The organism is Pseudoduganella sp. jia 9 (assembly GCF_055502615.1).
In genome coordinates this window covers 173,742-193,365 of sequence record NZ_JBUPWE010000013.1, presented here as the reverse complement: position 1 = coordinate 193,365, position 19,624 = coordinate 173,742, and the positions used below count along the sequence as shown (strand labels likewise).

Below are 19,624 nucleotides of genomic sequence, written 5' to 3'. Positions count from 1 at the left end.
AAACGACACGTGCGCATAGGAAAATCGGCGCAAGGTCATCATCATTACTGCCGGCGGCCATGTCCCGCCGCCGCGAACCAGAACAGGAGACCTTCATGCCCCAGCGCCACGTCCACCGATCCCCCGCAACCGTGCCACGGGCGGCTTCACCCGGCCGGTTGCGCCGGAGCGCCATGGCCGCCGCGCTTTCGGCCACGCTGTGTGCCGGCCTGGCCCACGCGGCGCCGCATGACCCGACCGTGTTCCAGCGTATCGGCGACGTGGCGAAACACCTGGCCACGCCGCCCGCCGACGCCCGGCCGATGATGCGCTGGTGGTGGTTCGGCCCCGCCGTCGAGAAGAACCAGCTGGCCCTGGAAATCGAGCGGATGAAGGAGGGCGGCATCGGCGGCGTGGAGATCCAGGCCGTGTATCCGATGGCGCTCGACGACCCGTCGCGCGGCGTGAAGAACCTGCCGTTCCTGTCGCCGGAACATCTCGACGCGCTGCGCTTCGCCAACGAAAAGGGGCGCGCGGCTGGCCTGCGCGTGGACCTCACGCTGGGCAGCGGCTGGCCGTTCGGCGGCCCGCACATCGGCATCGGCGACGCGATCGGCAAGATGCGCGTGGTGGCGGTCGAGGTGCCGGCGGGCGCATCCAGCTACCGGCTGCCGGTGGTGTCCGAAGGCGAGAAGATCGAAGCCGCGTTCATCGGCGGCGGCACGGCGAAAGAATACGATGCGACGCGGCTGCAGGCGCTGCCGGCGGCCTCGCTGGCCGACGCGCCGGACGGCCGCGGCACCGTGGCCCCGGCCGCCGCGCCGCGCGTGGCGGTGTACTACATCGCCAGCCGTTCCGGCATGCAGGTCAAGCGGCCGTCGGTGGGCGGCGAAGGTTTCGTGCTCGATCACATGAGCCGCCGCGCCATCGACAACCACCTGAAGAACGTCGGCGAACCGCTGCTGAAGGCGTTCGGCGACCAGCCGCCTTACGCGATCTTCTCGGACAGCCTGGAGAGCTACGGCACCGACTGGACCGGCGATTTCCTCGAACAGTTCGAGCGCCGCCGCGGCTACGACCTGCGGCCTTACCTGCCGCTGGTGTTTTCAGGCCAGGGCGCCGACGCGCCCGCGCTGCGGCACGACTGGGCGCTCACGCAGACCGAACTGGTGGAGGACAACTACCTGAAGCCCGTGACGGACTGGGCGCACCGGCACGGCACGCGGTTCCGCTCGCAGACCTACGGCGAACCGCCGGCATCGCTGTCGAGCTTCCGCCACCAGGACCTGTTCGAGGGCGAGGGCGCGCAGTACCGGCAGTTTTCGTTCACGCGGCTGGCGTCGTCCGCCGCGCACCTGTACGGCAAGCCGGTGGTGTCGGCCGAAACGTGGACCTGGCTGCGCTCGCCCGCGCACACGGCCAGCCCGCTGGACATGAAGGCCGAGGCCGACCGCATGTTCGTGCAGGGTGTTACCCAGATCATCGGCCACGGCTGGCCCTACACGCCGCCGAACGCGCCGGAACCCGGCTACCAGCTGTACGCCGCCGCCGTGTTCAACCACCACCAGCCGTGGTACGTGGCGATGCCGGAAGTGTCCCGCTACCTGGCCCGGGTCAGTTACCTGCTGCGCCAGGGCGCGCCCGCCAACCAGGTGGCCGTGCTGCTGCCGAACGACGACGTGTATGCGGTCAACCGGCCGGGCAAGACGTCGCTGTCGGCCGAGATGCCGAAGTTCATCAAGCCGGAACTGGTCCAGCAGATCATGGACAGCGGCCACAACCTCGATTATGTCGATCCGGAAGCCGTGCTGCGCGTCGGGCTCGCGCGCTACCCGGTGCTGGTGATGCCGAACGTCACGCGGCTGGCGCCCGAGGTGCTGGCGAAACTGGATGCGTACGTGAAAGGCGGTGGCAGGATCATCGCGATCGGCGCCACGCCGTCGCTGGCGCCGGGCTTCAGGGATGCGCAGCGCATCACCGCCGAGGTGAAACGCGCATCGGCCGCGCTGTTCGGGCGGCGCGGCGTGACGAAGATCGGCACCGACCTGGAACTGGGCCGCGCGCTGCAGGCCGTGCTGCCGGGCGACGTGCAACTGAGCGAGGCACATAACCGTGTCAGCTTCGTGCGCCGCAAGCTGGCCGATGCCGACATCTATTTCATCGCCAACACCAGCAACCAGCCGGTATCGGCCAGCCTGGCATTCCGCCAGCCGCGCCGCCATGCGACCCGGCTCGATCCCGATAGCGGCAGGCTGACGCAGTCGGCAGCCGCGCCGGCGCTGGAGCTGGCGCCGTACGAATCGGTGGTGTACGTGATGAGCGACGCGCCGCTGCCGGGCGCCGCGCCGGCAGCGAAGACCGGTGCCGCCGCCGTGCTGGCCGACCTGTCGGCCGGCTGGCAGGTGCGCTTCCCGGACCGGCCGCCGGTGGCGATGGACCGGCTGGTGTCGTGGACCGACAGCGAGGCAACGCGCTATTTCTCGGGCCAGGCGGTGTACAGCCGCAAGCTCGCCGTCGGCGCCGGACAGCTGGACGGCAGGCGCCTGTCGCTCGACTTCGGCACCGGCACGCCGTTGCCGGACAGCGGCGTGCACGCGCACCATTCAGGCATGCGGGCGATGTACGAGCCGGCCCTGCGCGACGTTGCGATCGTGACGGTGAACGGCCAGCGCGCCGGCACGCTGTGGCATCCGCCGTACCGGCTCGACGTGACGCCGTTCCTGAAGGCGGGCGACAACGACATCGAGGTGAAGGTGGCGAACCTGGGCGTGAATGCGCTGGCCGGACGCGAGCTGCCCGACTTCAAGCTGCTGCGCCTGCGCTACGGCAACCGCTTCGAGCTGCAGGATACGGCGAAGATCGCGCCGCAGCCGGCAGGATTGCTGGGGCCGGTCACGCTGGTGGGGGAAGCGGTGCGGTAGGTTGGCGAAGACCCGCAAACAGCATGGATCGTCGCCGAAACCGGTGTCAGACACCCAGGAGCCGGTGTCCGACACCGGAACGCTGCCGCCGGCGACTGGGTTGAGCTCCGCTGCGCGGCACCGGGGCATCGAACCTCAGATGCCGATCACGCCGCCATCGATGCGCGTGATGGCCACCGTGGCGGAGCGCACGATGCCGCCGTCGGCGACCGGCACCTTGTCCGGCCAGGTCATGGCGGTGATCGGCGTGTCGCGCGGCTGCTCGGTGCCCGGGTGCTGGATGTTGACGAACAGCGTGCGGCCGTCGGCCGTCATCTGCGCGCCGCACACTTCGGCGCCGTCCGGCGCGATCAGGAAGCGTTTCACTTCGCCGCTGCGGGTATCCATCGCCAGCAGCATGTCGTTGCCGAGGCCCGACCAGTCGGTGCCGGCGCCGCTCCAGTCCGAGGATTTCAGCGCATCGCCGGCATCGGTGCCGATCCACAGGCGCTGCCAGCCGTCGAACATCACGCTGTCCGGCGAGCTGAAGGCGTCGCCCCTGATCGTGCCGCGGTTGGCCGGGTCCGGCGTGTCGGCCGTGCCGGTACCGGCCAGCACCACCATCTCCCAGCTGAAGCGGGTGCCGGTCACATTGCCGCCTGCATCGCGCATGCGGATGATGTGGCCATGCAGGTTCTTGTCGCGCGGGTTCATCGCGTTCTTCGGCTGCGCTGCGCGCGGCGTGGCGGCGGTGCTGCCCGGCGCGGTCGCGCTGCCGCGGCTGGTGTTGTTCGACAGCGTGGCATAGACCCAGCCGCTGCTTGCATCGGACGCCAGCCATTCCGGCCGGTCCATCTGCGTGGCGCCGACCCTGTCCGCCGCCAGGCGCGCCCAGATCAGTACCGAGGCCTGGTCTGCAAAGCCGTTTTCCGCGGTCAGGCCGTTCTGGCCGTGCACCAGCGGCAGCCATTCGCCGCTGCCATCCTCGCCGAACTTCGCCACGTACAGCGTGCCGTCGTCGAGCAGGCCGCGGTTGGCGGTGCGGTTGTCCGGGTCCATCGCCTTCGCGGTCACGAACTTGTAGATGTAGTCGAAGCCCTGGTCATCGCCCATGTAGAAGGCCACGCGCTTGTCGGCGTTCACCAGGTGCGCCACGTTCTCGTGCGCGAAGCGGCCCAGCGCCGTGCGCTTGACCGGCTGCCAGGTGGGATCGTAGGGGTCGATCTCGACGACCCAGCCGAAACGGTTGGTCTCGTTCGGTTCGGCGGCCAGGTCGAAGCGCCGGTCGACGAAGTGCCAGGTGTAGTCGCGCACATAGCCGCTGACGATGTTGTAGCGCGCCCATTTCGGGTCCTGGAAGCGCGCATCGTCGGCCGGCAGTTCGCGCGTGGCGAAGTAGTTCTTGTGGCAGTCCTCTTCGCACGTGAGGTAGGTTCCCCATGGCGTGGCGCCGCTGCCGCAATTGCCCAGCGTGCCCCGCACCTGTTCGCCGGAAGGATCGCCGCCCGTGCGCAGCGCGGCATGGCCGCGTGCCGGGCCGCCGATCGCGATCCAGGTATCGGCATGCACCTTGCGGGCGTACGCCGAATCGCGCTGCACCTGCCACTGGCCGGCGGCGTCGCGGTAGACCTCGGCCACGGAGACGCCGTGGTAGGCCTTCTGCTTGCGCACCACGTCCGGGTTCATCGCCGTCTCGCCGGCCGGGTCCAGCGTGGCAGGGTCCGTCGCGGCATTCACGCCGGTGAAGCGGAAGCCGCTGATGACGTTGGCGCGCGCCGCCTCGTGGTTGATGGCCAGCAGGCCGCGGTCGCTGCTCTTCGAGCCGTAGGGCAGCGGGAAGTACGCCATGCCGTCGTGGTTGTCGCCGAACTGCAGTTCCGCTTCGGCCCCCGTGGTGTCGAAGCGGCGTGCGGCGCTGGTGCGGAACACCGGTGCGCCGAGCCTGCTGCCGATCGGGTCGCCCTGTTTCGTCACGGCGGTCCAGCGGTAGCCGGGCGGCACGACCAGGTCGTCGCCGGCCATCATCGGCGTGCGTTTCACGCTCTCGAAGTTCAGTGTGTTGGCCGGCAGCCCCGGTTCGGCGGGCGCCGGCGTGACCGGCGCGGTGGTGGCGGGGGCGGGATCGTCGCTGCCGCCGCAGCCGAACAGTGCCAGCGCTACCGTGCTGAGGCCGCCGGTGAGGATGGCGCGGCGTGACAGGCGCGCCTGGACGATGTCGCCGAAATACGGGTTGCCGGACTGGTTGGTACCGAAGTCTTCGGGTTCGGGCGGGCGGGAGATTTTGCTCATGCGTGTCGATGTCAGTCATGCAAGGGTTGATGAGAGCGCCGAATTCTAGGGTGCTCGCGTGACCGCTTGATGACCCGGCCGCTGGCACGGGACGCAAAAAAGCCGGCGCAAGGCCGGCTTTGCCGGGGGACCGTGCGCCTATGACGCCCGGCGCCGCACCGGTTTCTTTTTCTTCTTGCTGACAATGGCCTTCTTGCGCACGTTGCTGCCCCTGGCGGCCTTGCGCGCCTTGGCCGCTGCCTTCATCACGCGCGGTTCGTCCTGGCCGGTCATCATGCGGCGGATGTTCAGCGCGTCCGATATGCGTGCCGAGGAGCCGCTGGCGTTCAGCAGCACCATCGTCGCGTTCCTGCCGGCGGCATTGATGCGCATGATCAGGCAGCGGCCCGCCTCTTCCGTGTAGCCGGTCTTCGACAGGCCGATGTCCCAGCCTTTCGCGCCGACCAGGCGATTGGTGTTGTGGTATTCGACCTGGCGGCCCTTGATCTGCATGATGTCGCTCTTGTCGGTCGTCATGCGCGTGATGGTCGGGTAGCGCGCCGCGGCGGCCGCCATTTTCACGAGGTCTTCGGCGGTCGACATATTGTTCGGCGACAGGCCGGTGGGTTCGTCGATGCGCGTGCGCGTCATGCCCAGCGCGCGGATCTTGGCGTTGACGGCAGCCTTGAACGCCGTCGGGCCGCCGGGGAAGGTGCGCGCCAGCGAGGCGGCGGCGCGGTTGTCGGACGACATCAGGGCCAGGTGCAGCACGTCCGCACGGGACAGCGTGGCGCCGACCGGGACGCGCGAGGTGCTGTGCTTCAGTGTATCGACGTCCTGCCGGTCGATGCTGATCTGTTCTTCCATGTCGAGCTTGGAATCGAGCACGACCATCGCGGTCATCAGCTTGGTCAGCGACGCGATCGGCACGACGGCGCCGGCATTCTTTTCGACGATGATTTTGCCGGCGTCGTCGACGACGAGCACGGATTGCGAACCGAGCGGCACGGCAAGCGCGGCAGCGGAGGCGGACAGCAGCAGGGCGGCTGCGAGTTTCTTGATCATTATTATGCGTGGAGTGGGCGAGCGGACGGGACAGTGCTATGGAGCAATGTCCAGGAGGCGGAAAGATAGCATGCGCGCCAAGGCCCAGTCCAGACTATGTCAGCCGTGCGGGACGAATCATGACAAATAAGGGACCGTTGCGGTCCCTTTTCCCGAAACTGACGGGGTATTACTGCTTGCCCTGCTGCTTGTGTGGATTATTTGCTCGCGTAGATCTTGTCGAACTCGCCGCCGTCGTCGAAGTGGCGTTTCTGCGCCGCGCGCCAGCCGCCGAACACGTCGTCCACCGTGAACAGCTTGATCTCCTTGAACTGTGCCGCGTACTTCTTCAGCACCGCGGGCGAGCGGGGACGCAGGTAGTGCTTGGCGATGATTTCCTGGCCGGCGTCCGAATACAGGAAGTTCAGGTAGGCGGTGGCTTCCTTGCGGATGCCGCGCTTGTCGACCACCTTGTCGACCACCGCGACGGGCGATTCGGCCAGGATCGACACGGAAGGGTAGACGATGTCGAAGTTGCTGCCCATTTCGGCGCGCACCAGGTTCACCTCGTTCTCGAACGTCACCAGCACGTCGCCGATCTGGCGCTGCGTGAACGTGGTGGTGGCGGCACGGCCGCCGCCGTCCAGCACCGGCACGTTGCGGAAGATCTTCGTCACCAGGTCGCGCGCCTGCGCATCGTTGCCGCCGTTCTGCAGCACCGAGCCCCAGGCGGCCAGGTAGGTGTAGCGGCCGTTACCGGCGGTCTTCGGATTCGGGATGACGACCTTGACACCCGGCTTGGCCAGGTCGGCCCAGTCCTTGATGCCCTTCGGGTTGCCCTTGCGGACCAGGTAGACCATCGTCGAGTACATCGGCGCCGCATTGTTCGGGAAGCGCTTGGCCCAATCCTTCACGACGAGGCCGCGGTCGGACAGCATGTCGATGTCATTGGCCTGGTTCATCGTGACGACCGAGGCTTCCAGGCCGTCCGCCACCGAGCGCGCCTGCTTCGAGGAGCCGCCGTGCGACTGCTTCACTTCGATGCTCTTGCCGGTCTGCTTCTTGAACTGGGCTTCGAAGACGGGGTTGATGTCCTTGTACAGCTCGCGCGCCACGTCGTACGACACGTTCAGCAGCGTGACGTCGGCCGCGTGGGCCGGCGCGGCGGCCAAGGCCGAAGCGGCAACGCCGGCCAGCAGCAGCCTGCGGGTATTGCTGAAAACTGCGCTAAATGCGATTTTTTTATTTGGCATGGTGTGCTCGTGTAAGAAAACAGATATGCATGGTCCGTCAAATGCCGCCCCAACGGAAACTATATTTTCGTAATTTGCTTAGATTCGCCGCGCGCGCTTGCTGCCGGCGGCTTCCTGCTGACTGGTGTATAGTCCGCCTAATGAGCCAACCGCACTGCGCTGTTTTTCACGACTGTCCATGAGTTTCGAGATCCGTCCCGCCGTCCCTCCCGATGCCGCCGCCGTCTGCCAGGTTTTGCGCCGTTCGATCGCCGAGTGCTGCGTGCTCGACCATCGCAACGATCCGGACATCCTCGCGGCCTGGCTGGGCAACAAGCATCCGGGCATGGTGGCGTCGTGGTTCGAATCGCCCACCAATTACTCCCTGCTGGCGATACAGGACGGCGCCGTCGTTGGCGTGTCTCTGCTGACCGGTGCGGGCAAGCTGGCGCTGTGCTACCTGTTGCCGGAAGCGCAGCGGCAGGGCGCCGGCAGCGCGCTGCTGCGGCAGATGGAAGAGCGTGCGCTGGCGGCGGGCATGAAGGCGCTGTACCTGCACAGCACGGCGACTGCCGAACGCTTCTTCGAGGCAAGCGGCTACCGGCGAGACGGCAATGTGCGTTCGCCGTACGGCGTGGAAACGATTTTGTTCTGGAAACCGCTGGTGCAGGGCGCCCAGCCCGATGCGCGCAAGCGTTTCTGCAACTGCAATTCGGCGTAGCTGCATCCGCAAGGATGCAGGCTGGCGCTGGAAATCAGGATGCAGGGTTGCGCTGCAATATCACCAATGCGGGTCCCGCTGCAACATCATGGATGCAGCGTGCCACTCCCAAACGCCTTCAACTCTCCGGACGCGAACGCGACCCAGCCTTCCCGCGCATCGACCGGCTGCGTCGCGATCATCGCGCGGCCTTCGTCGAGCCGGTAGTGCAGGTGCGTGGAGCAGTGGGCGAACAGCGTCTCGCCATTCGACAGGATGAAATTGAACGTGCCGTGCGCGGCAATCCCCGCCGCCACGTCGGCCAGCGCGTCGCGCAGCGTGCCGGCCGCCGGTTCGCCGTCCGGGAAGCGGGCGGCCAGGTTCGACAGCAGCAGGCAGAACGCCGCCTCGCTGTCGGTATCGCCCTGCGGCGCGAAGCGGCCCGGCACGGGGGCGAATTCCTTCAGGTCGCCATTGTGCGCGAAGCACCAGGTGCGGCCCCACAGGCGGCGGGCGAACGGGTGCACGTTCTCGATCGCGATGCGGCCCTGCGTGGCCTTGCGGATATGGGCCAGGATGTTGCGGGCGCGTAGCGGACGGCGGCGGATGCGGGCTGCCAGCGGCGAATCGATGGCGGCGCGGTGATCCGTGTACAACCGGCAGCGCTTGCCGCTGTGGAAGGCGATGCCCCAGCCATCCTTGTGCTCGTCGGTACGGCCGCCCCGTTCCGCGAACACGTCGAAGAACGGGCCCAGTCCGGCGGGTACGCTGCTGTTCAATCCGAGGAGCTGGCACATGATGGCATCGGGAATCGTTGAAGTTGCGTTCAAGATACCCGCACACGCGGCGCGCCGGAACGAATCTTTTTCAATATGCTTATGTGTGTGCATGGCTGTCCAGCGATAGCCTCGCGTCCGGCGGCGATATGCATGGGGCGAATAACAAACGGCAAAACGATTCGTTCTGTAATCCGCTGCCGCGCCTTAGCCTTGTCGAACCGCTTCCGCTTTCGAAAGGCTGCAATGAGTTTCCCCATCCTGCAACAGTACCTGGCCCGGCTGGCCGATCCCGCGGGCGAGGCCGCGGCGTCGTCGCTGTGGCTCGACGGCGCCGGCCGCGCGCACGGACGTTTTTTCAACTGCACGATGACGAGCGTGTTCCAGCCGGTACGCGCACTCGACAGCGGCGCGCCCGTCGCCTGCGAGGGGCTGGCGCGCGGGCCGTCGGCGGAAGACCAGGGTTTGTCGCTGTGGCGCCTGCTGGAAAATGCCGCCAGCGACGATGAGTCCGTCGAACTCGACCGCCTGTGCCGCATGCTTCACGCGATCAACTTCTTCCGCCAGCCCGAGTGCGCCGGGCTCGACCTGCACCTGAACGTGCACGGGCGCCTGCTGTCCGCCGTCAGCAGCAACCATGGCCACGCATTTCGCCGCATCCTCGATGCGCTCGAACTGCCGCTGGCGAACATCGTGCTGCAATTGCCGCCGACGACGCCGCAGCAGGGCTGGCTGCTGGGCTACGTGGCCGACAATTACCGGCGCAACGGCTTCCGCTTCGCCGCGCATGCGGGCGGCGCGGCGGAAGGACTGGCCCTGCTGGAGCGCGTGCGCCCGGACGTGATCCGCTGCGATGCGCGCACTGCGCGCGACTGGGACGGCATGGCGCGCCTGCTGGCGGCAGCGGGCGCGCGCGGCACGCGGATCCTGTTTCATCACGCCGAAGGGGCGGGCGCGCTGGCGGCGCTCCGGGGCATCGCCGGGCTGGCCGGCGTGCAGCCGCTGGCGCAGGGCCACGCGCTGGACCTGCCGCGCGCGTCCCTGCCGGCCCCGCCGGTGCGGGCGGCCGCCTGACGCGCCGGCGTGTTGCCCGGCAGGCAAGGACGATGACAGGGCTGTTGCAGCAGGCTAGGTGCACAAGTGGGCCTGAATTAAGCGAGGCTTAAATGTTGAGCCACGAATGATACAATTTACGCCACACAGTTAAAGAGCTTTCTCACCTTCGCTCGCCATCGGCTATAGTTACGCTCGCATCCGTTTCACCGCACCAATGGGATAGCTATGGCAACGCGCAGAGATTTTCTACACAAGACACTGGGGGCAGCCGCCGCCAGCTTCATCGGGGCTCCGCTGGTGGGCCTGGCGCCGGCGCGCGCGCAGGACCTGGAACCGCCGCCGGATATTTTCGACGCCCAGGCGCTCGACCTGGAATTCTGGGTCAAGCCGCGCACGCTCACGGTGACGCGGCCGCAGAGCGGCGAGAAGGCGTCGGTCCTGTACTGGAAGGACGGCGAACTGATCGACTCGGCCTACCAGGAGCTGTGCCACCTGCTGCGCGATGTGAACGGCAAGGCCACCGCGCCCATGGATCCGAAGCTGCTGGAAACGCTGTGGGGTGCGCAGGCGTTCGTGGCGCGCTACGGCATCAACAGCCCGGTGGAGATCCTGTCCGGCTACCGCACGCCCGCATCGAACCAGCGGCTGCGCGAGCAGGGCATTCCGGCCGCGCGGCAATCGCTGCACCTCGAAGGCAAGGCCGCCGACATTCGCATCGCCAACCTGAACGAGGAAGTCGTGGGCGGGCTCATCAAGAGTTTCCGGGGCGGCGGCGTCGGCTTCTATTACCGCAGCGGCCCGCGCGGCGGCTGGATCCATGCCGACACCGGCCTCAAGCGCACCTGGAAAGGGTGATGGAAACGCCGCGGCCATGCAGGGCTGCGGCTTGACAGCGCATTGCCGCTCAACGCATTGCCGCTCGCGAAGCGGCCCGGCCTGACGCCGAGCCCGTTTTTCTCAAGCGATCATCCGTAATAGTACGGCTTGGTCTCCACCGAGTCGCGCCGCTGCCGGTCCAGCGCATCGAGGTCCTGGCGGTGGTCCCACCAGATCTTCCAGCCGCGGCGCTGGTCCGCCTCGACGTTGGGATGCTCCTCCTTGTAGCGGTTCAGGAATTGCTCGAATTCCGAGACATAGCGCGTGTATTTCATGATTCCTCCTTATCTTCGGTTACACTGCGGGCCGATCGATGACCAATCACCATTCGCGAGCACCTCGCGGACACGAACAGCAAAGACCCATGCAGCACGAAAAAGACGATGGGGCGCAACCACGGTTCCGCCCCGTGCCGTGGACGGCACTGGAAACCCCCGCCGATGCCGAACTGTGGATCGCCGAGCACGACCTGGCCTTGCAGGAGCACGTCGGCAAGAACGAAACCGGCTATGGCGTGTGCTTCACACTGGCCGCCGGAGGCGACATCTTCATGCAGACTTCGGATGACGCCGTCGTCCTCGATATTACGCCTGACGCCGAGTGGGTGGCGCCACTGATCGCCGCGGTCTCCCAGGCGGAGCCACCGAAAGGGTCGATGTGGATCCTGCCGGCGGACAAGCTGGTACAGCTGATCCTTGGCCTGTCCACGTTGGTCGCCAGTACCACGCTGGTGGTCGGCCACAACTTCGGGCGCCGGCGCTGGTCCTGAAAGAAGCGGGCGCGCGCGCGGGTGCGGCGCGTGCTCGACTTGGCAAATCGTGCATGCTAGTCTGGTTCGGCGTTCCAGAAAGCCCAGCCGCCAGATAACGAGGGTTTCATCACGAAACGAGGGTTTCATCACGATAGGGATCACCCCATGGACAGCACCATGCCCGCGCCCGAACCGATGCCGTCGCTCCACCCACCCGACTCGCTGCTGTCCGGCCTGTCCGCCGGCCTGTCCCAGGAAGGACTGCTGGCCGCGCTCGGGGGCGGCGGCCAATTGCAGCCGTCCAGCGGCGCCGGGCAGGAAAACGAGCGCTTCGATGAACTTTATCTGCTGGCGCCGGTCGGGGTCTTCCTGCTGGCGGAGGACTGGACGATCCTGCAGGCCAACCTGGCCGGCGCCGGCCTGCTGGGCATCGACCGCGCCGGCGCCGGGCGGGAACGCTTCCGCAGCTACGTGGCGCAGCGCTTTCTCGCCGATTTCGACGCGTTTGCCGCGCGCGCCCTGGGCAGCCGCGAGCCGGTTCGCTGCGGCGTCCAGCTGCAGCGCGATCGTGGCGACCGGGGCGTGCCCGTCACCCTGCTCGGTTGCGCGGTAGCGGGCGCGCTGCGCCTGACCGTGGAGCCGGCGGAAGGACGCCTCGCCGCCCTCGAGCAAAGCGAAGAGCGGTTCCGCCGCATCGTGCAGACCGCGCGCGAGGGCATCTGGGAATTCGACGCCGCCGCGCGCACCAGTTTCGCCAACCCGCGCATGGCCGAGATGCTGGGCTATCCGGTCGAATCGATGGCCGGCCGCCCACTGCTGTCGTTCCTCGACGCGGAAGGGCGCTCGCTGCTCGAGCGTAACGTCGCGCGCCAGCAGGAAGGCATGCCGGGGCGGCATGAGCTGAAGTTCATGCGCAGCGACGGTACCGCGCTGTGGGCGCACCTGACCGCCAATCCCCTGTTCGATGCCGGCGGCGCCTTCCTCGGCGCGCTGGCGCTGGTGTCCGACATCACCGAGCACCGCGAATCGGCGGAGCTGGCCTGGCAGCAGGCCAATTTCGATGTGCTGACAGGCCTGCCGAATCGCAATATGTTCCAGGAACGGCTGCGCCATGAAATGAAGAAGGCGCGCCGCGAGCGCGGCCTGCTCGCGCTGCTGTTCATCGACCTCGACCAGTTCAAGCAGATCAACGACCGCCATGGCCACCAGCAGGGCGATGCGCTGCTGGTCCAGGCGGCGGCAAGGCTGGGGGCCTGCATGCGCGCCACGGACACGCTGGCCCGCATCGGCGGCGACGAATTCGTGGCGATCCTGCCGGGCCTAGGCCACGTGCAGGATGCCGAACGGGTGGCGCAGGACGTCATCGCGGTGTTGCAAAGGCCGTTCGAGCTGGCCGGCGGCGCGCAGGGGAATATCTCCGGCAGCGTCGGCATCGCGCTGTATCCGTCGGACGCGGGCGATGCCGAGGAATTGCTGCGGCACGCCGACCAGGCGATGTACGCGGCCAAGAACGGCGGCCGCAACCGCTTTATGTATTTCACCGACGACATGCAGTCGGCGGCCCAGCAGCGCGCCCGGCTGGCGCTCGACTTGCGCCGTGCCGCCGCGCAGCAGGAATTCGAACTGCACTACCAGCCGATCGTCAACCTGAAGACGGGCGTCGTCGAGCGCGCCGAGGCGCTGCTGCGCTGGCGCCACCCGGAGCGGGGCTTGCTGAATCCGGCAGATTTCATCGCCGGCGCCGAATCGTCCGGCGTGCTGCTCGACATCGGCGACCGGGCCTTCCGCCAGGCTGCCGACCAGGTGCTGGCGTGGCAGCGCGAACTGGCCCGGCCGTTCCAGGTCACCATCAATGTCACGTCGGCCCAGTTGCGCGACGAGGCGCACGGCTGGCTCGCCTATGTGGAAAGCCTGCGTCTGCCGCCGCGCAGCCTGGTTGCCGACGTGTCGGAAGACATCCTCAACGAACCGGCCGGGCACGTCTTCGAACGCCTCGGCCGGCTGCATGCGATGGGGATGCAGGTGGCGCTGGACGACTTCGGCACCGGCCACTCCGCGCTGGCGCAGCTGCAGCAGTTCGACATCGACTACCTGAAGATCGACCGCAGCTTCGTGGCCGGCCTGGCCGGCGATTCCGGCGACCTGGCGATGTGCGAAGCCATCATCCTGCTGGCCCACAAGCTGGGACTGGAAGTGGTGGCGGAGGGAGTGGAAACCGAGGCGCAGCTGGCGCTGCTGAAAGCCGCCGGCTGCGACCTGGCGCAGGGATATGTGTTTGCCCGGCCGATGCCGGCGCCAGAACTGCTGGCGCTGGCGCGGCTGGGGCGGCTCGAAGCCGGTACTTCTAGCGCAAGCCCAGCAGCGAAACTACCCGGTCCCGGTTGATTCCCACCAGCGCCGAGGTCAGCGCCAGCAGCGACTGGTAGCCCGGCTCGTTGGCGATCTTGGAAAAACGGGTCGCCAGGTCGTCCACGCCGGCCACCTCGATGTCCGGCATCGCGCTCTCGGCGCGCCGGGTTGCCGTGTTCAGTTCCTTGCGGACCTTGGCCAGCGCGGCTTCCACGTGCGACAGCGCCTGCATCACCTGCTGCAGCGTGTCGCGCATCGATTCCATGTCGGCGATGTCCCAGTTCTCGGGCGCCACCGCGGGCGGCTCCGCCTCCGCTTTCAGCCGGTTCAACTGGCCGGTCGGGAAGCGGATGCCGCTGCCCTGCACGGCGATCGAATCGCGTACCGACGGCCAGCTGCCTTCGCTGGTGGAAAATACCAGGTCGCCATCGTCGTTCGACGACACCCGCACGCCGACCGGGCCCAGGGCCTGGTCGAAGCGCGCAACGATCTCCTCGTCCGACAGGCCGGGCGACAGGTGCACCGAGCGCAGCCCCTGCGCGCCGCCGCCGATGGCGACCGCCAGCGTCTCGCGCGCGCCGTTGCGCAGGTTCGCCAGCGACATGCCGCGCACGGTGAAGCGCTGGCTCGACTGTTCCGCGCCGCTGTAGTTGAGCCGTGCATCGAGCGATCCGCCGGATGCCTGGCGGCGGTTGCGCCAGGTATCGGCAAACTGCCGTACCTGCTGCTCGACCTGGCCGTCCCGCATCTCGCGCGCGGCCAGCCTGGTGGCGAGATCGGTTTTCAGCGCGCGCAACTGCGCCGCGCTTTGTTCGAGGAAATCCACCGCCTGCTGGGCGCTGGAAATATCGGTCTGCAGGGGCTGGTCCCAGTTGCTCAGCCCGCGCCGCAAGGGCGTGGCCTGGTTGGGGGGCGCGGCCGGCGCTCCCGGCGCCGGACCATTGGCCGACGTTTTTCCCTGGGCAGCGCCTGCCAGGCCGGCCTGATCCAGCGAGGTCGCCGAGCCCGGCGATTCCTTGCTGATTCCGGCAGTGCTGGAGCGCTGTATTTGCATTGCGGTGTGTTAAATCAATTAAAGAACGTTGAAAAGTGAAAGATTGCTTACCTTGGAATACGACTGATACGTGGCTTGCAGTGCCATATTGTAGCCTGACAGCTCGGTCGCCGCGACACCGTAATCGAGTTGCGACAGTTCGGTCATCGCCATCTTGTTCGACAGGCTGACATTGGCATGGTTGCCGTCCAGCGTGGCCAGCACGTTCTGCGCGCCGCCCAGCCTGGCAATCTTGCCGGCCACCTGATCCTGGGTCGAAGACACCAGCGTCATCGTCTCGCCGATCACCGACTTCAGCGGTTCCACGGAAGAACCGGTGGTGGTGTTCTTCAGTGCATCGATCGCCTGGTTCATTTTGTTCAGCAGCGTCTCCAGGCCGCCCAGGCTGACGTTGACGGCCTGCGTGATGCCGTTGCCGACGACGACTTTCTGCTCGCCGGCGTTGCCGGCATAGCGGTACGTGGTGCCGTCGAGGACGATCGGCGCCGTGTTGGTCAGCGTGCCCGAGAACAGGTACTTGCCTTCCTGGTCGCGCGTATTGGCGGTATACAGCAGGCTGTCGCGCAGCGATTCGAGGCTGGTAACCATCGATTTCAGGTCATCCGGCGTGTTGCTGGCGTCGGCTGCCCAGACCAGCAGGTCGTGGGCCTCGGTCATGTCGCCCACCATGCCGGACAGGTAGCTTTCGTTTTTCGACATGCGGATCTTGACCGCGCCGATGTTCTCGCGGTACTGGTCGATGATGGCTTCCTCGCGCGCCAGGCGCGACACGCGCACGCTGGCGATCGGGTCGTCGGACGGAACCATCATGGATTTGCCGGTTGCCATCTGCTCGGTCAGGCGCGATACCGATGTCTGGTTGAGATCGAGCGAGCGGCTCAGCGTGGCTTGAAACTGGGTGGTGGCGATGCGCATCAATGACTCCTTCAGCCGAACATCGACAGCGTGGCGTCGAACAGCGAGTTCGCTACCGCGATGACTTTCATATTGGCCTGGTACATGTTCTGGAATTCGACGAGGTTCATGGCTTCCTCGTCGCGGTTGACGCCGGACGTCGACGCCCAGTCGTCTTCCGCCTGCCGGCGGATCGTTGTCGCGGTATTGAGCAGCGACTTGTTCTGCTGACTGTCGATGGCCAGCTTGCCCACCAGCTGCGTGTCGGCGTCGCCGATGATCACGCTGCCGACGGAGGGCAGGGCGATCGTCGCGTTCTTGATGGCGACCAGCTTTTGCAGGTTGCCGGAATCGCCCGGCGTTCCGTCGGAGGACAGCGCCAGGTCGCTCGCGCTGTAGCCCGGCGTGACGGACAGGATGCCGGCGCCTCCGGCGCCGACCTCGAACATCGGTTTGCCCGGATTGCCGGCGCTGTCCTTGCCCTGCGCGAGCTGGTCGTTGATCTTCGTGGCCAGCTGCGTGGCCATCGACACGATCGATTGCTGCAGCGGCGCCAGCACGTCCTTCTCGAATGCGCCGAGGCCGCCCAGCTGGCCGCCCACGGCGGTGTCGTTCACCGCATACACGGAGCGGGCGAACGTGACCTGCATCTGCGGCGTGCCGCCGGTGGTGTCGATGCCCAGCGTGGCCGACTGGTTGCCGACCACCAGCGGCTGGCCGGATCGCAGCGATACCGAGCGGCTGCCGTCCGGCTGTTCCAGCACTTCCACCGCGGCCAGCTGCGACAGGCTGTCGATCGCCATGTCGCGCTCGTCGATCAGCGCGGAAACATTGGTGCCGGTCGCGCCGGCGGCCACGATGCGCGTGTTCAGCGCGGCGATGTTCTGCGTCAGCGTGTTGAACCTGGGCAGGATCGCATCGCGCTGCTGCTGTACCGACAGCTGCTGGTTGCGCGTCACCTGGTAGATGCTGTTGAAGCTCTCCGCCAGTGCGCCGGCCTGCGCCACCACCTGGCCGCGCAGCGGCGTCGACGTGGGTTCCTCGCCAACCGCGTTCAGCGCCTTGAAGAAGTTGTCGACGCCGTACGACAGGCCCGATTTGTCGTCGCCCATCACCTGTTCCAGCTGGGTCAGGTAAGGCTGTTGCGTCGAGTAGCGGCCCAGTTCGGCATTGGCGCGCCACAGCTGCTGGGTCTTGTAGGAGTCCGAGATGCGCAGCAGGGCGCTGACTTCCACGCCATTGCCGGCCTGCTTCGAGCCTGCTCCGGGCGCGATGGCGGCCAGCAGCACGCCCTGTCGCGTATAGCCCTTGGTCTGCAGGTTGGCCACGTTCTGGCTGGCAGCGTTCAGGGCGGCCTGCGCAGCCACGGCGCCGGACAATGCGTTATTGATGATGGTCATGGACTGATCCGGTTGAAGTGCCTCCGCCGGAACAAGGGCAAGATACCCGGGCCCGGCGAAGCTATGACATTCTCTTAATTGAACAAGGCGACAAAAGCTTGCCCTGCATTAAGACTTTGTTGAAATTTTCTGCGTGGGAGCGGTTGCCGCGGCGGCCGGCGTGGTTGCTGCCGGTACCGGTGCCGCGGGCAGCAGCTGGCGCAGGATCGCATCGGCAATCCCGAACGCGCGCTGGTTCGCCATCTGGTCGGCCACCAGGTTGTCGGCCATGTCCAGCATGTCGCTGTTGATCGAATCCTTGTAGATGCTGTCGTCGCCAGCCAGTTCCTTCGTCGAGCTGCGCATCTGCTTGAGCATGTGGCCGATGAAGAAGCTCTCGAACTTCACGGCCGCTTCGCTGGCCTTTTTCTTGTAGGCGGCGGCAGCAGGGTCGGCGTCGTTCGGCGCCACCGTTGCCGGCAGCGTCGTACTGGCCTCGTTCAGGCCGAGCGCGCCGCCGGCCGGCGCGGTGGACGTCAGGCGCGGGTCCATCAGATCACCACCAGTTCGCCTTCGATCGCGCCGGCCTGGTCCAGCGCCTGCAGGATCGCCATGATGTCGTCCGGCGTCGCGCCCAGGCTGTTGACGGTGTCGATGATCGACTGCAGCTTGGCGCCCGCCGGCCAGTTGAACATCGGGCGTCCGCCCTGGTCCACCGACACGTTCGACTCCGGCGTGACGGCGGTCTGGCCGCCGGCGAAGGCGTTCGGCTGGCTCACTTTCGAGCTTTCCGAGATCACCACCTTCAGCGAGCCGTGCGTGACGGCGGCCGCCTTCACGCGCAAACCGTCGGCGATGACCACGGTACCGGTGCGCGAATTGAACACCACCTTCGGATTCTGCTGGCCGGCCTCGATGGCCAGCGCTTCCAGCTTGGCCATGAAGGCGACGCGCTGGGTCGGATTTTCCGGCGCCACCACGGCGACGCTGGTGGCATCCTCGGTACTGGCGATGCCGCCGAATCTCTTGTTGATCGACTCGACGATATTGGTGGCGGTCTCGAAGCTGGGGCGCTTCAGCGACAGGCGCACGGTTCCGTTGGTGGAAAAGTCGGTGGGAATCTCGCGCTCGATCATCGCACCGTTCGGGATACGGCCGGCGGTCGGCGTGTTGACGGTCACCGAGGAGCCGCTCTTGCCGGCGGCGGACAGGCCGCCGACCACCACGTTGCCCTGGGCCAGCGCATACGTTTCATTGTCGGCCGCGCGCAGAGGGGTCAGCAGCAGCGAACCGCCGCGCAGCGATTTCGCGTCGCCCAGCGACGAGACGGTGACGTCGATCGGCTGGCCGCGGCGATAGCCGGGCGGGAACACGGCGGACACCATCACGGCGGCCACGTTCTTGCTTTTAGCATCCGCGCCGTCCGGCATCTTCACGCCGAACTGCTTGAGCATGTTGACCACCGACTGGCTGGCGAACTTCACCTGGGTGGAATCGCCGCTGCCGTTCAGGCCCACCACGAGGCCGTAGCCGACCAGCGGGTTCTCGCGCACGCCTTCGATCGAGACGAGGTTGCGCAGCGGCTGGGCGGCCTGCACGGGCAGCGCGGCCAGCGCCAGCGCGCCCATCGCCAGCAGGGTAGCAATCAGTTTTTTCATGGAAGACCTCAGAACGGCATCAGGGGGCCGAGGAAGAAACGCTGCAGCCAGCCTGGCTGGTTGGTATCGGCCAGCGTGCCCTGCGCCGAGTAGGCGATGCGCGCGTTGGCGATGCGCTGCGACGACACCTGGTTGTTGGCATCGATGTCGGCGGCGCGCAGGTAGCCGCGCAGGCGCAGGAATTCCTCGCCCTGGTTCAGCGTCACGCCTTTTTCGCCGGCGACTTTCAGCAAGCCGTTCGGCATCACTTCCTGCACGATCACGGTGATCGCGCCGGTCAGCGCGTTCTGCTGGGTGGCGGTGGCGTCGCCCTGGAACGAGTGGCCCGCCGACAGGTCGATGCCGGCCTTCGGGAAGGTCTTGCCGAGCAGGGAAGGAGGCGTCACGGAGATGCCCGAATCCTTGCCCAGCTTGGTGCCGGCGCTCTTCGATGCCTGCGTGGTTTCCTGCAGGATCACGGTGACCACGTCGCCGACGCGGAAGGCGCGGCTGTCCGAGGTCAGCGACAGGCCGGCATCGGCGGCAAACACGCCGCCGGAGGTGCCGCGCGGCGCGCTGGAGCGCGTTACCTGGGGCGGTTCGTCGAACGGGCCGGGACGCACGGCGGGCGGGGCGAGGGTGGAGGCGCAACCGGTCAGCAGCATCGCGGCCAGTGCGCACAGTTGCGCTTTGATCATCAGACTCGAAACCTCGGTGGTGGTGGAAATA

17 protein-coding genes are annotated in these 19,624 nt (G+C 67.1%); 6 read left to right on the top strand and 11 right to left on the bottom strand.

Annotated features, from left to right (window positions below; translation table 11 throughout):
- The first annotated feature begins 173 nt into the window (after nucleotides 1-173).
- Nucleotides 174-2,900, top strand: a complete 2,727-nt coding sequence (locus tag ACY34H_RS18765; protein ID WP_464978977.1) for a glycosyl hydrolase — start codon at nucleotides 174-176, stop codon at nucleotides 2,898-2,900.
- A gap of 135 nt (nucleotides 2,901-3,035) precedes the next feature.
- On the opposite strand, the gene ACY34H_RS18760 is transcribed toward ACY34H_RS18765, so the two are convergent.
- From ACY34H_RS18760 to ACY34H_RS18750, 3 genes are all read right to left on the bottom strand, one after another.
- Nucleotides 3,036-5,168: a PhoX family protein gene (locus tag ACY34H_RS18760; protein ID WP_464978976.1), complete on the bottom strand. Its 2,133-nt coding sequence runs from the start codon at nucleotides 5,166-5,168 to the stop codon at nucleotides 3,036-3,038.
- 138 nt (nucleotides 5,169-5,306) lie between these two features.
- Nucleotides 5,307-6,212 carry a serine hydrolase gene (locus tag ACY34H_RS18755; protein WP_464978975.1) on the bottom strand — a complete coding sequence of 302 codons (906 nt, stop codon included), beginning with the start codon at nucleotides 6,210-6,212 and terminating at the stop codon, nucleotides 5,307-5,309.
- A 197-nt stretch (nucleotides 6,213-6,409) separates the two neighbouring features.
- Nucleotides 6,410-7,444, bottom strand: coding sequence for a sulfate ABC transporter substrate-binding protein (locus ACY34H_RS18750; protein ID WP_464978974.1), 1,035 nt, complete (start codon nucleotides 7,442-7,444; stop codon nucleotides 6,410-6,412).
- A gap of 178 nt (nucleotides 7,445-7,622) precedes the next feature.
- On the opposite strand from ACY34H_RS18750, the gene ACY34H_RS18745 reads away from it, so the two are divergent.
- Complete coding sequence (locus ACY34H_RS18745; protein WP_464978973.1) at nucleotides 7,623-8,144, top strand: GNAT family N-acetyltransferase; 522 nt, start codon at nucleotides 7,623-7,625, stop codon at nucleotides 8,142-8,144.
- 86 nt (nucleotides 8,145-8,230) lie between these two features.
- Here the strand turns inward: ACY34H_RS18745 and ACY34H_RS18740 are convergent, their stop codons facing one another.
- On the bottom strand, nucleotides 8,231-8,953 hold the full coding sequence (locus tag ACY34H_RS18740; RefSeq protein ID WP_464978972.1) for a class II glutamine amidotransferase: 723 nt from the start codon (nucleotides 8,951-8,953) through the stop codon (nucleotides 8,231-8,233).
- A 192-nt stretch (nucleotides 8,954-9,145) separates the two neighbouring features.
- On the opposite strand from ACY34H_RS18740, the gene ACY34H_RS18735 reads away from it, so the two are divergent.
- Both ACY34H_RS18735 and ACY34H_RS18730 read left to right on the top strand, forming a co-directional pair.
- Nucleotides 9,146-9,973 (top strand): EAL domain-containing protein, encoded by an 828-nt coding sequence (locus tag ACY34H_RS18735; RefSeq protein ID WP_464978971.1) that lies wholly within the window; start codon nucleotides 9,146-9,148, stop codon nucleotides 9,971-9,973.
- A 207-nt stretch (nucleotides 9,974-10,180) separates the two neighbouring features.
- Nucleotides 10,181-10,810: a YcbK family protein gene (locus ACY34H_RS18730; protein ID WP_464978970.1), complete on the top strand. Its 630-nt coding sequence runs from the start codon at nucleotides 10,181-10,183 to the stop codon at nucleotides 10,808-10,810.
- 110 nt (nucleotides 10,811-10,920) lie between these two features.
- Here the strand turns inward: ACY34H_RS18730 and ACY34H_RS18725 are convergent, their stop codons facing one another.
- Nucleotides 10,921-11,106 carry a DUF3460 family protein gene (locus ACY34H_RS18725; RefSeq protein ID WP_131145177.1) on the bottom strand — a complete coding sequence of 62 codons (186 nt, stop codon included), beginning with the start codon at nucleotides 11,104-11,106 and terminating at the stop codon, nucleotides 10,921-10,923.
- An 89-nt stretch (nucleotides 11,107-11,195) separates the two neighbouring features.
- Here ACY34H_RS18725 and ACY34H_RS18720 point away from each other — a divergent pair, with 89 nt between their 5' ends.
- Together ACY34H_RS18720 and ACY34H_RS18715 are read left to right on the top strand one after the other, a co-directional pair.
- Nucleotides 11,196-11,600, top strand: coding sequence for a hypothetical protein (locus tag ACY34H_RS18720; RefSeq protein ID WP_464978969.1), 405 nt, complete (start codon nucleotides 11,196-11,198; stop codon nucleotides 11,598-11,600).
- A gap of 147 nt (nucleotides 11,601-11,747) precedes the next feature.
- Nucleotides 11,748-13,967 (top strand): putative bifunctional diguanylate cyclase/phosphodiesterase, encoded by a 2,220-nt coding sequence (locus ACY34H_RS18715; protein ID WP_464978968.1) that lies wholly within the window; start codon nucleotides 11,748-11,750, stop codon nucleotides 13,965-13,967.
- On the opposite strand, the gene ACY34H_RS18710 is transcribed toward ACY34H_RS18715, so the two are convergent.
- The 6 genes from ACY34H_RS18710 to flgH all read right to left on the bottom strand — a co-directional run bounded on the left by ACY34H_RS18710 (nucleotide 13,927) and on the right by flgH (nucleotide 19,593).
- Nucleotides 13,927-14,985 carry a hypothetical protein gene (locus ACY34H_RS18710; RefSeq protein WP_464978967.1) on the bottom strand — a complete coding sequence of 353 codons (1,059 nt, stop codon included), beginning with the start codon at nucleotides 14,983-14,985 and terminating at the stop codon, nucleotides 13,927-13,929. The genes ACY34H_RS18715 and ACY34H_RS18710 overlap by 41 nt on opposite strands.
- 18 nt (nucleotides 14,986-15,003) lie before the next feature.
- Complete coding sequence (gene flgL, locus ACY34H_RS18705) at nucleotides 15,004-15,900, bottom strand: flagellar hook-associated protein FlgL (protein WP_464978966.1); 897 nt, start codon at nucleotides 15,898-15,900, stop codon at nucleotides 15,004-15,006.
- Between the two features lie 11 nt (nucleotides 15,901-15,911).
- Complete coding sequence (gene flgK / locus ACY34H_RS18700) at nucleotides 15,912-17,279, bottom strand: flagellar hook-associated protein FlgK (protein ID WP_464978965.1); 1,368 nt, start codon at nucleotides 17,277-17,279, stop codon at nucleotides 15,912-15,914.
- 108 nt (nucleotides 17,280-17,387) lie between these two features.
- Complete coding sequence (locus ACY34H_RS18695) at nucleotides 17,388-17,810, bottom strand: rod-binding protein (protein ID WP_464978964.1); 423 nt, start codon at nucleotides 17,808-17,810, stop codon at nucleotides 17,388-17,390.
- Nucleotides 17,810-18,916 (bottom strand): flagellar basal body P-ring protein FlgI, encoded by a 1,107-nt coding sequence (locus ACY34H_RS18690; RefSeq protein WP_464978963.1) that lies wholly within the window; start codon nucleotides 18,914-18,916, stop codon nucleotides 17,810-17,812. The genes ACY34H_RS18695 and ACY34H_RS18690 overlap by 1 nt, the downstream gene beginning before the upstream one ends.
- A gap of 8 nt (nucleotides 18,917-18,924) precedes the next feature.
- Nucleotides 18,925-19,593, bottom strand: a complete 669-nt coding sequence (gene flgH / locus ACY34H_RS18685; protein WP_464978962.1) for a flagellar basal body L-ring protein FlgH — start codon at nucleotides 19,591-19,593, stop codon at nucleotides 18,925-18,927.
- Nucleotides 19,594-19,624 lie beyond the last annotated feature (31 nt).

Coding starts and splice junctions, on each gene's coding strand:
- ACY34H_RS18725 (WP_131145177.1), bottom strand. CDS start 11,106: ATGAAATACACGCGCTATGTCTCGGAATTCGAGCAATTCCTGAACCGC.
- ACY34H_RS18720 (WP_464978969.1), top strand. CDS start 11,196: ATGCAGCACGAAAAAGACGATGGGGCGCAACCACGGTTCCGCCCCGTG.
- ACY34H_RS18710 (WP_464978967.1), bottom strand. CDS start 14,985: ATGCAAATACAGCGCTCCAGCACTGCCGGAATCAGCAAGGAATCGCCG.
- ACY34H_RS18765 (WP_464978977.1), top strand. CDS start 174: ATGGCCGCCGCGCTTTCGGCCACGCTGTGTGCCGGCCTGGCCCACGCG.
- ACY34H_RS18715 (WP_464978968.1), top strand. CDS start 11,748: ATGGACAGCACCATGCCCGCGCCCGAACCGATGCCGTCGCTCCACCCA.
- ACY34H_RS18730 (WP_464978970.1), top strand. CDS start 10,181: ATGGCAACGCGCAGAGATTTTCTACACAAGACACTGGGGGCAGCCGCC.
- ACY34H_RS18745 (WP_464978973.1), top strand. CDS start 7,623: ATGAGTTTCGAGATCCGTCCCGCCGTCCCTCCCGATGCCGCCGCCGTC.
- flgH (WP_464978962.1), bottom strand. CDS start 19,593: ATGATCAAAGCGCAACTGTGCGCACTGGCCGCGATGCTGCTGACCGGT.
- ACY34H_RS18755 (WP_464978975.1), bottom strand. CDS start 6,212: ATGATCAAGAAACTCGCAGCCGCCCTGCTGCTGTCCGCCTCCGCTGCC.
- ACY34H_RS18760 (WP_464978976.1), bottom strand. CDS start 5,168: ATGAGCAAAATCTCCCGCCCGCCCGAACCCGAAGACTTCGGTACCAAC.
- flgK (WP_464978965.1), bottom strand. CDS start 17,279: ATGACCATCATCAATAACGCATTGTCCGGCGCCGTGGCTGCGCAGGCC.
- ACY34H_RS18735 (WP_464978971.1), top strand. CDS start 9,146: ATGAGTTTCCCCATCCTGCAACAGTACCTGGCCCGGCTGGCCGATCCC.
- ACY34H_RS18695 (WP_464978964.1), bottom strand. CDS start 17,810: ATGGACCCGCGCCTGACGTCCACCGCGCCGGCCGGCGGCGCGCTCGGC.
- ACY34H_RS18690 (WP_464978963.1), bottom strand. CDS start 18,916: ATGAAAAAACTGATTGCTACCCTGCTGGCGATGGGCGCGCTGGCGCTG.
- ACY34H_RS18750 (WP_464978974.1), bottom strand. CDS start 7,444: ATGCCAAATAAAAAAATCGCATTTAGCGCAGTTTTCAGCAATACCCGC.
- flgL (WP_464978966.1), bottom strand. CDS start 15,900: ATGCGCATCGCCACCACCCAGTTTCAAGCCACGCTGAGCCGCTCGCTC.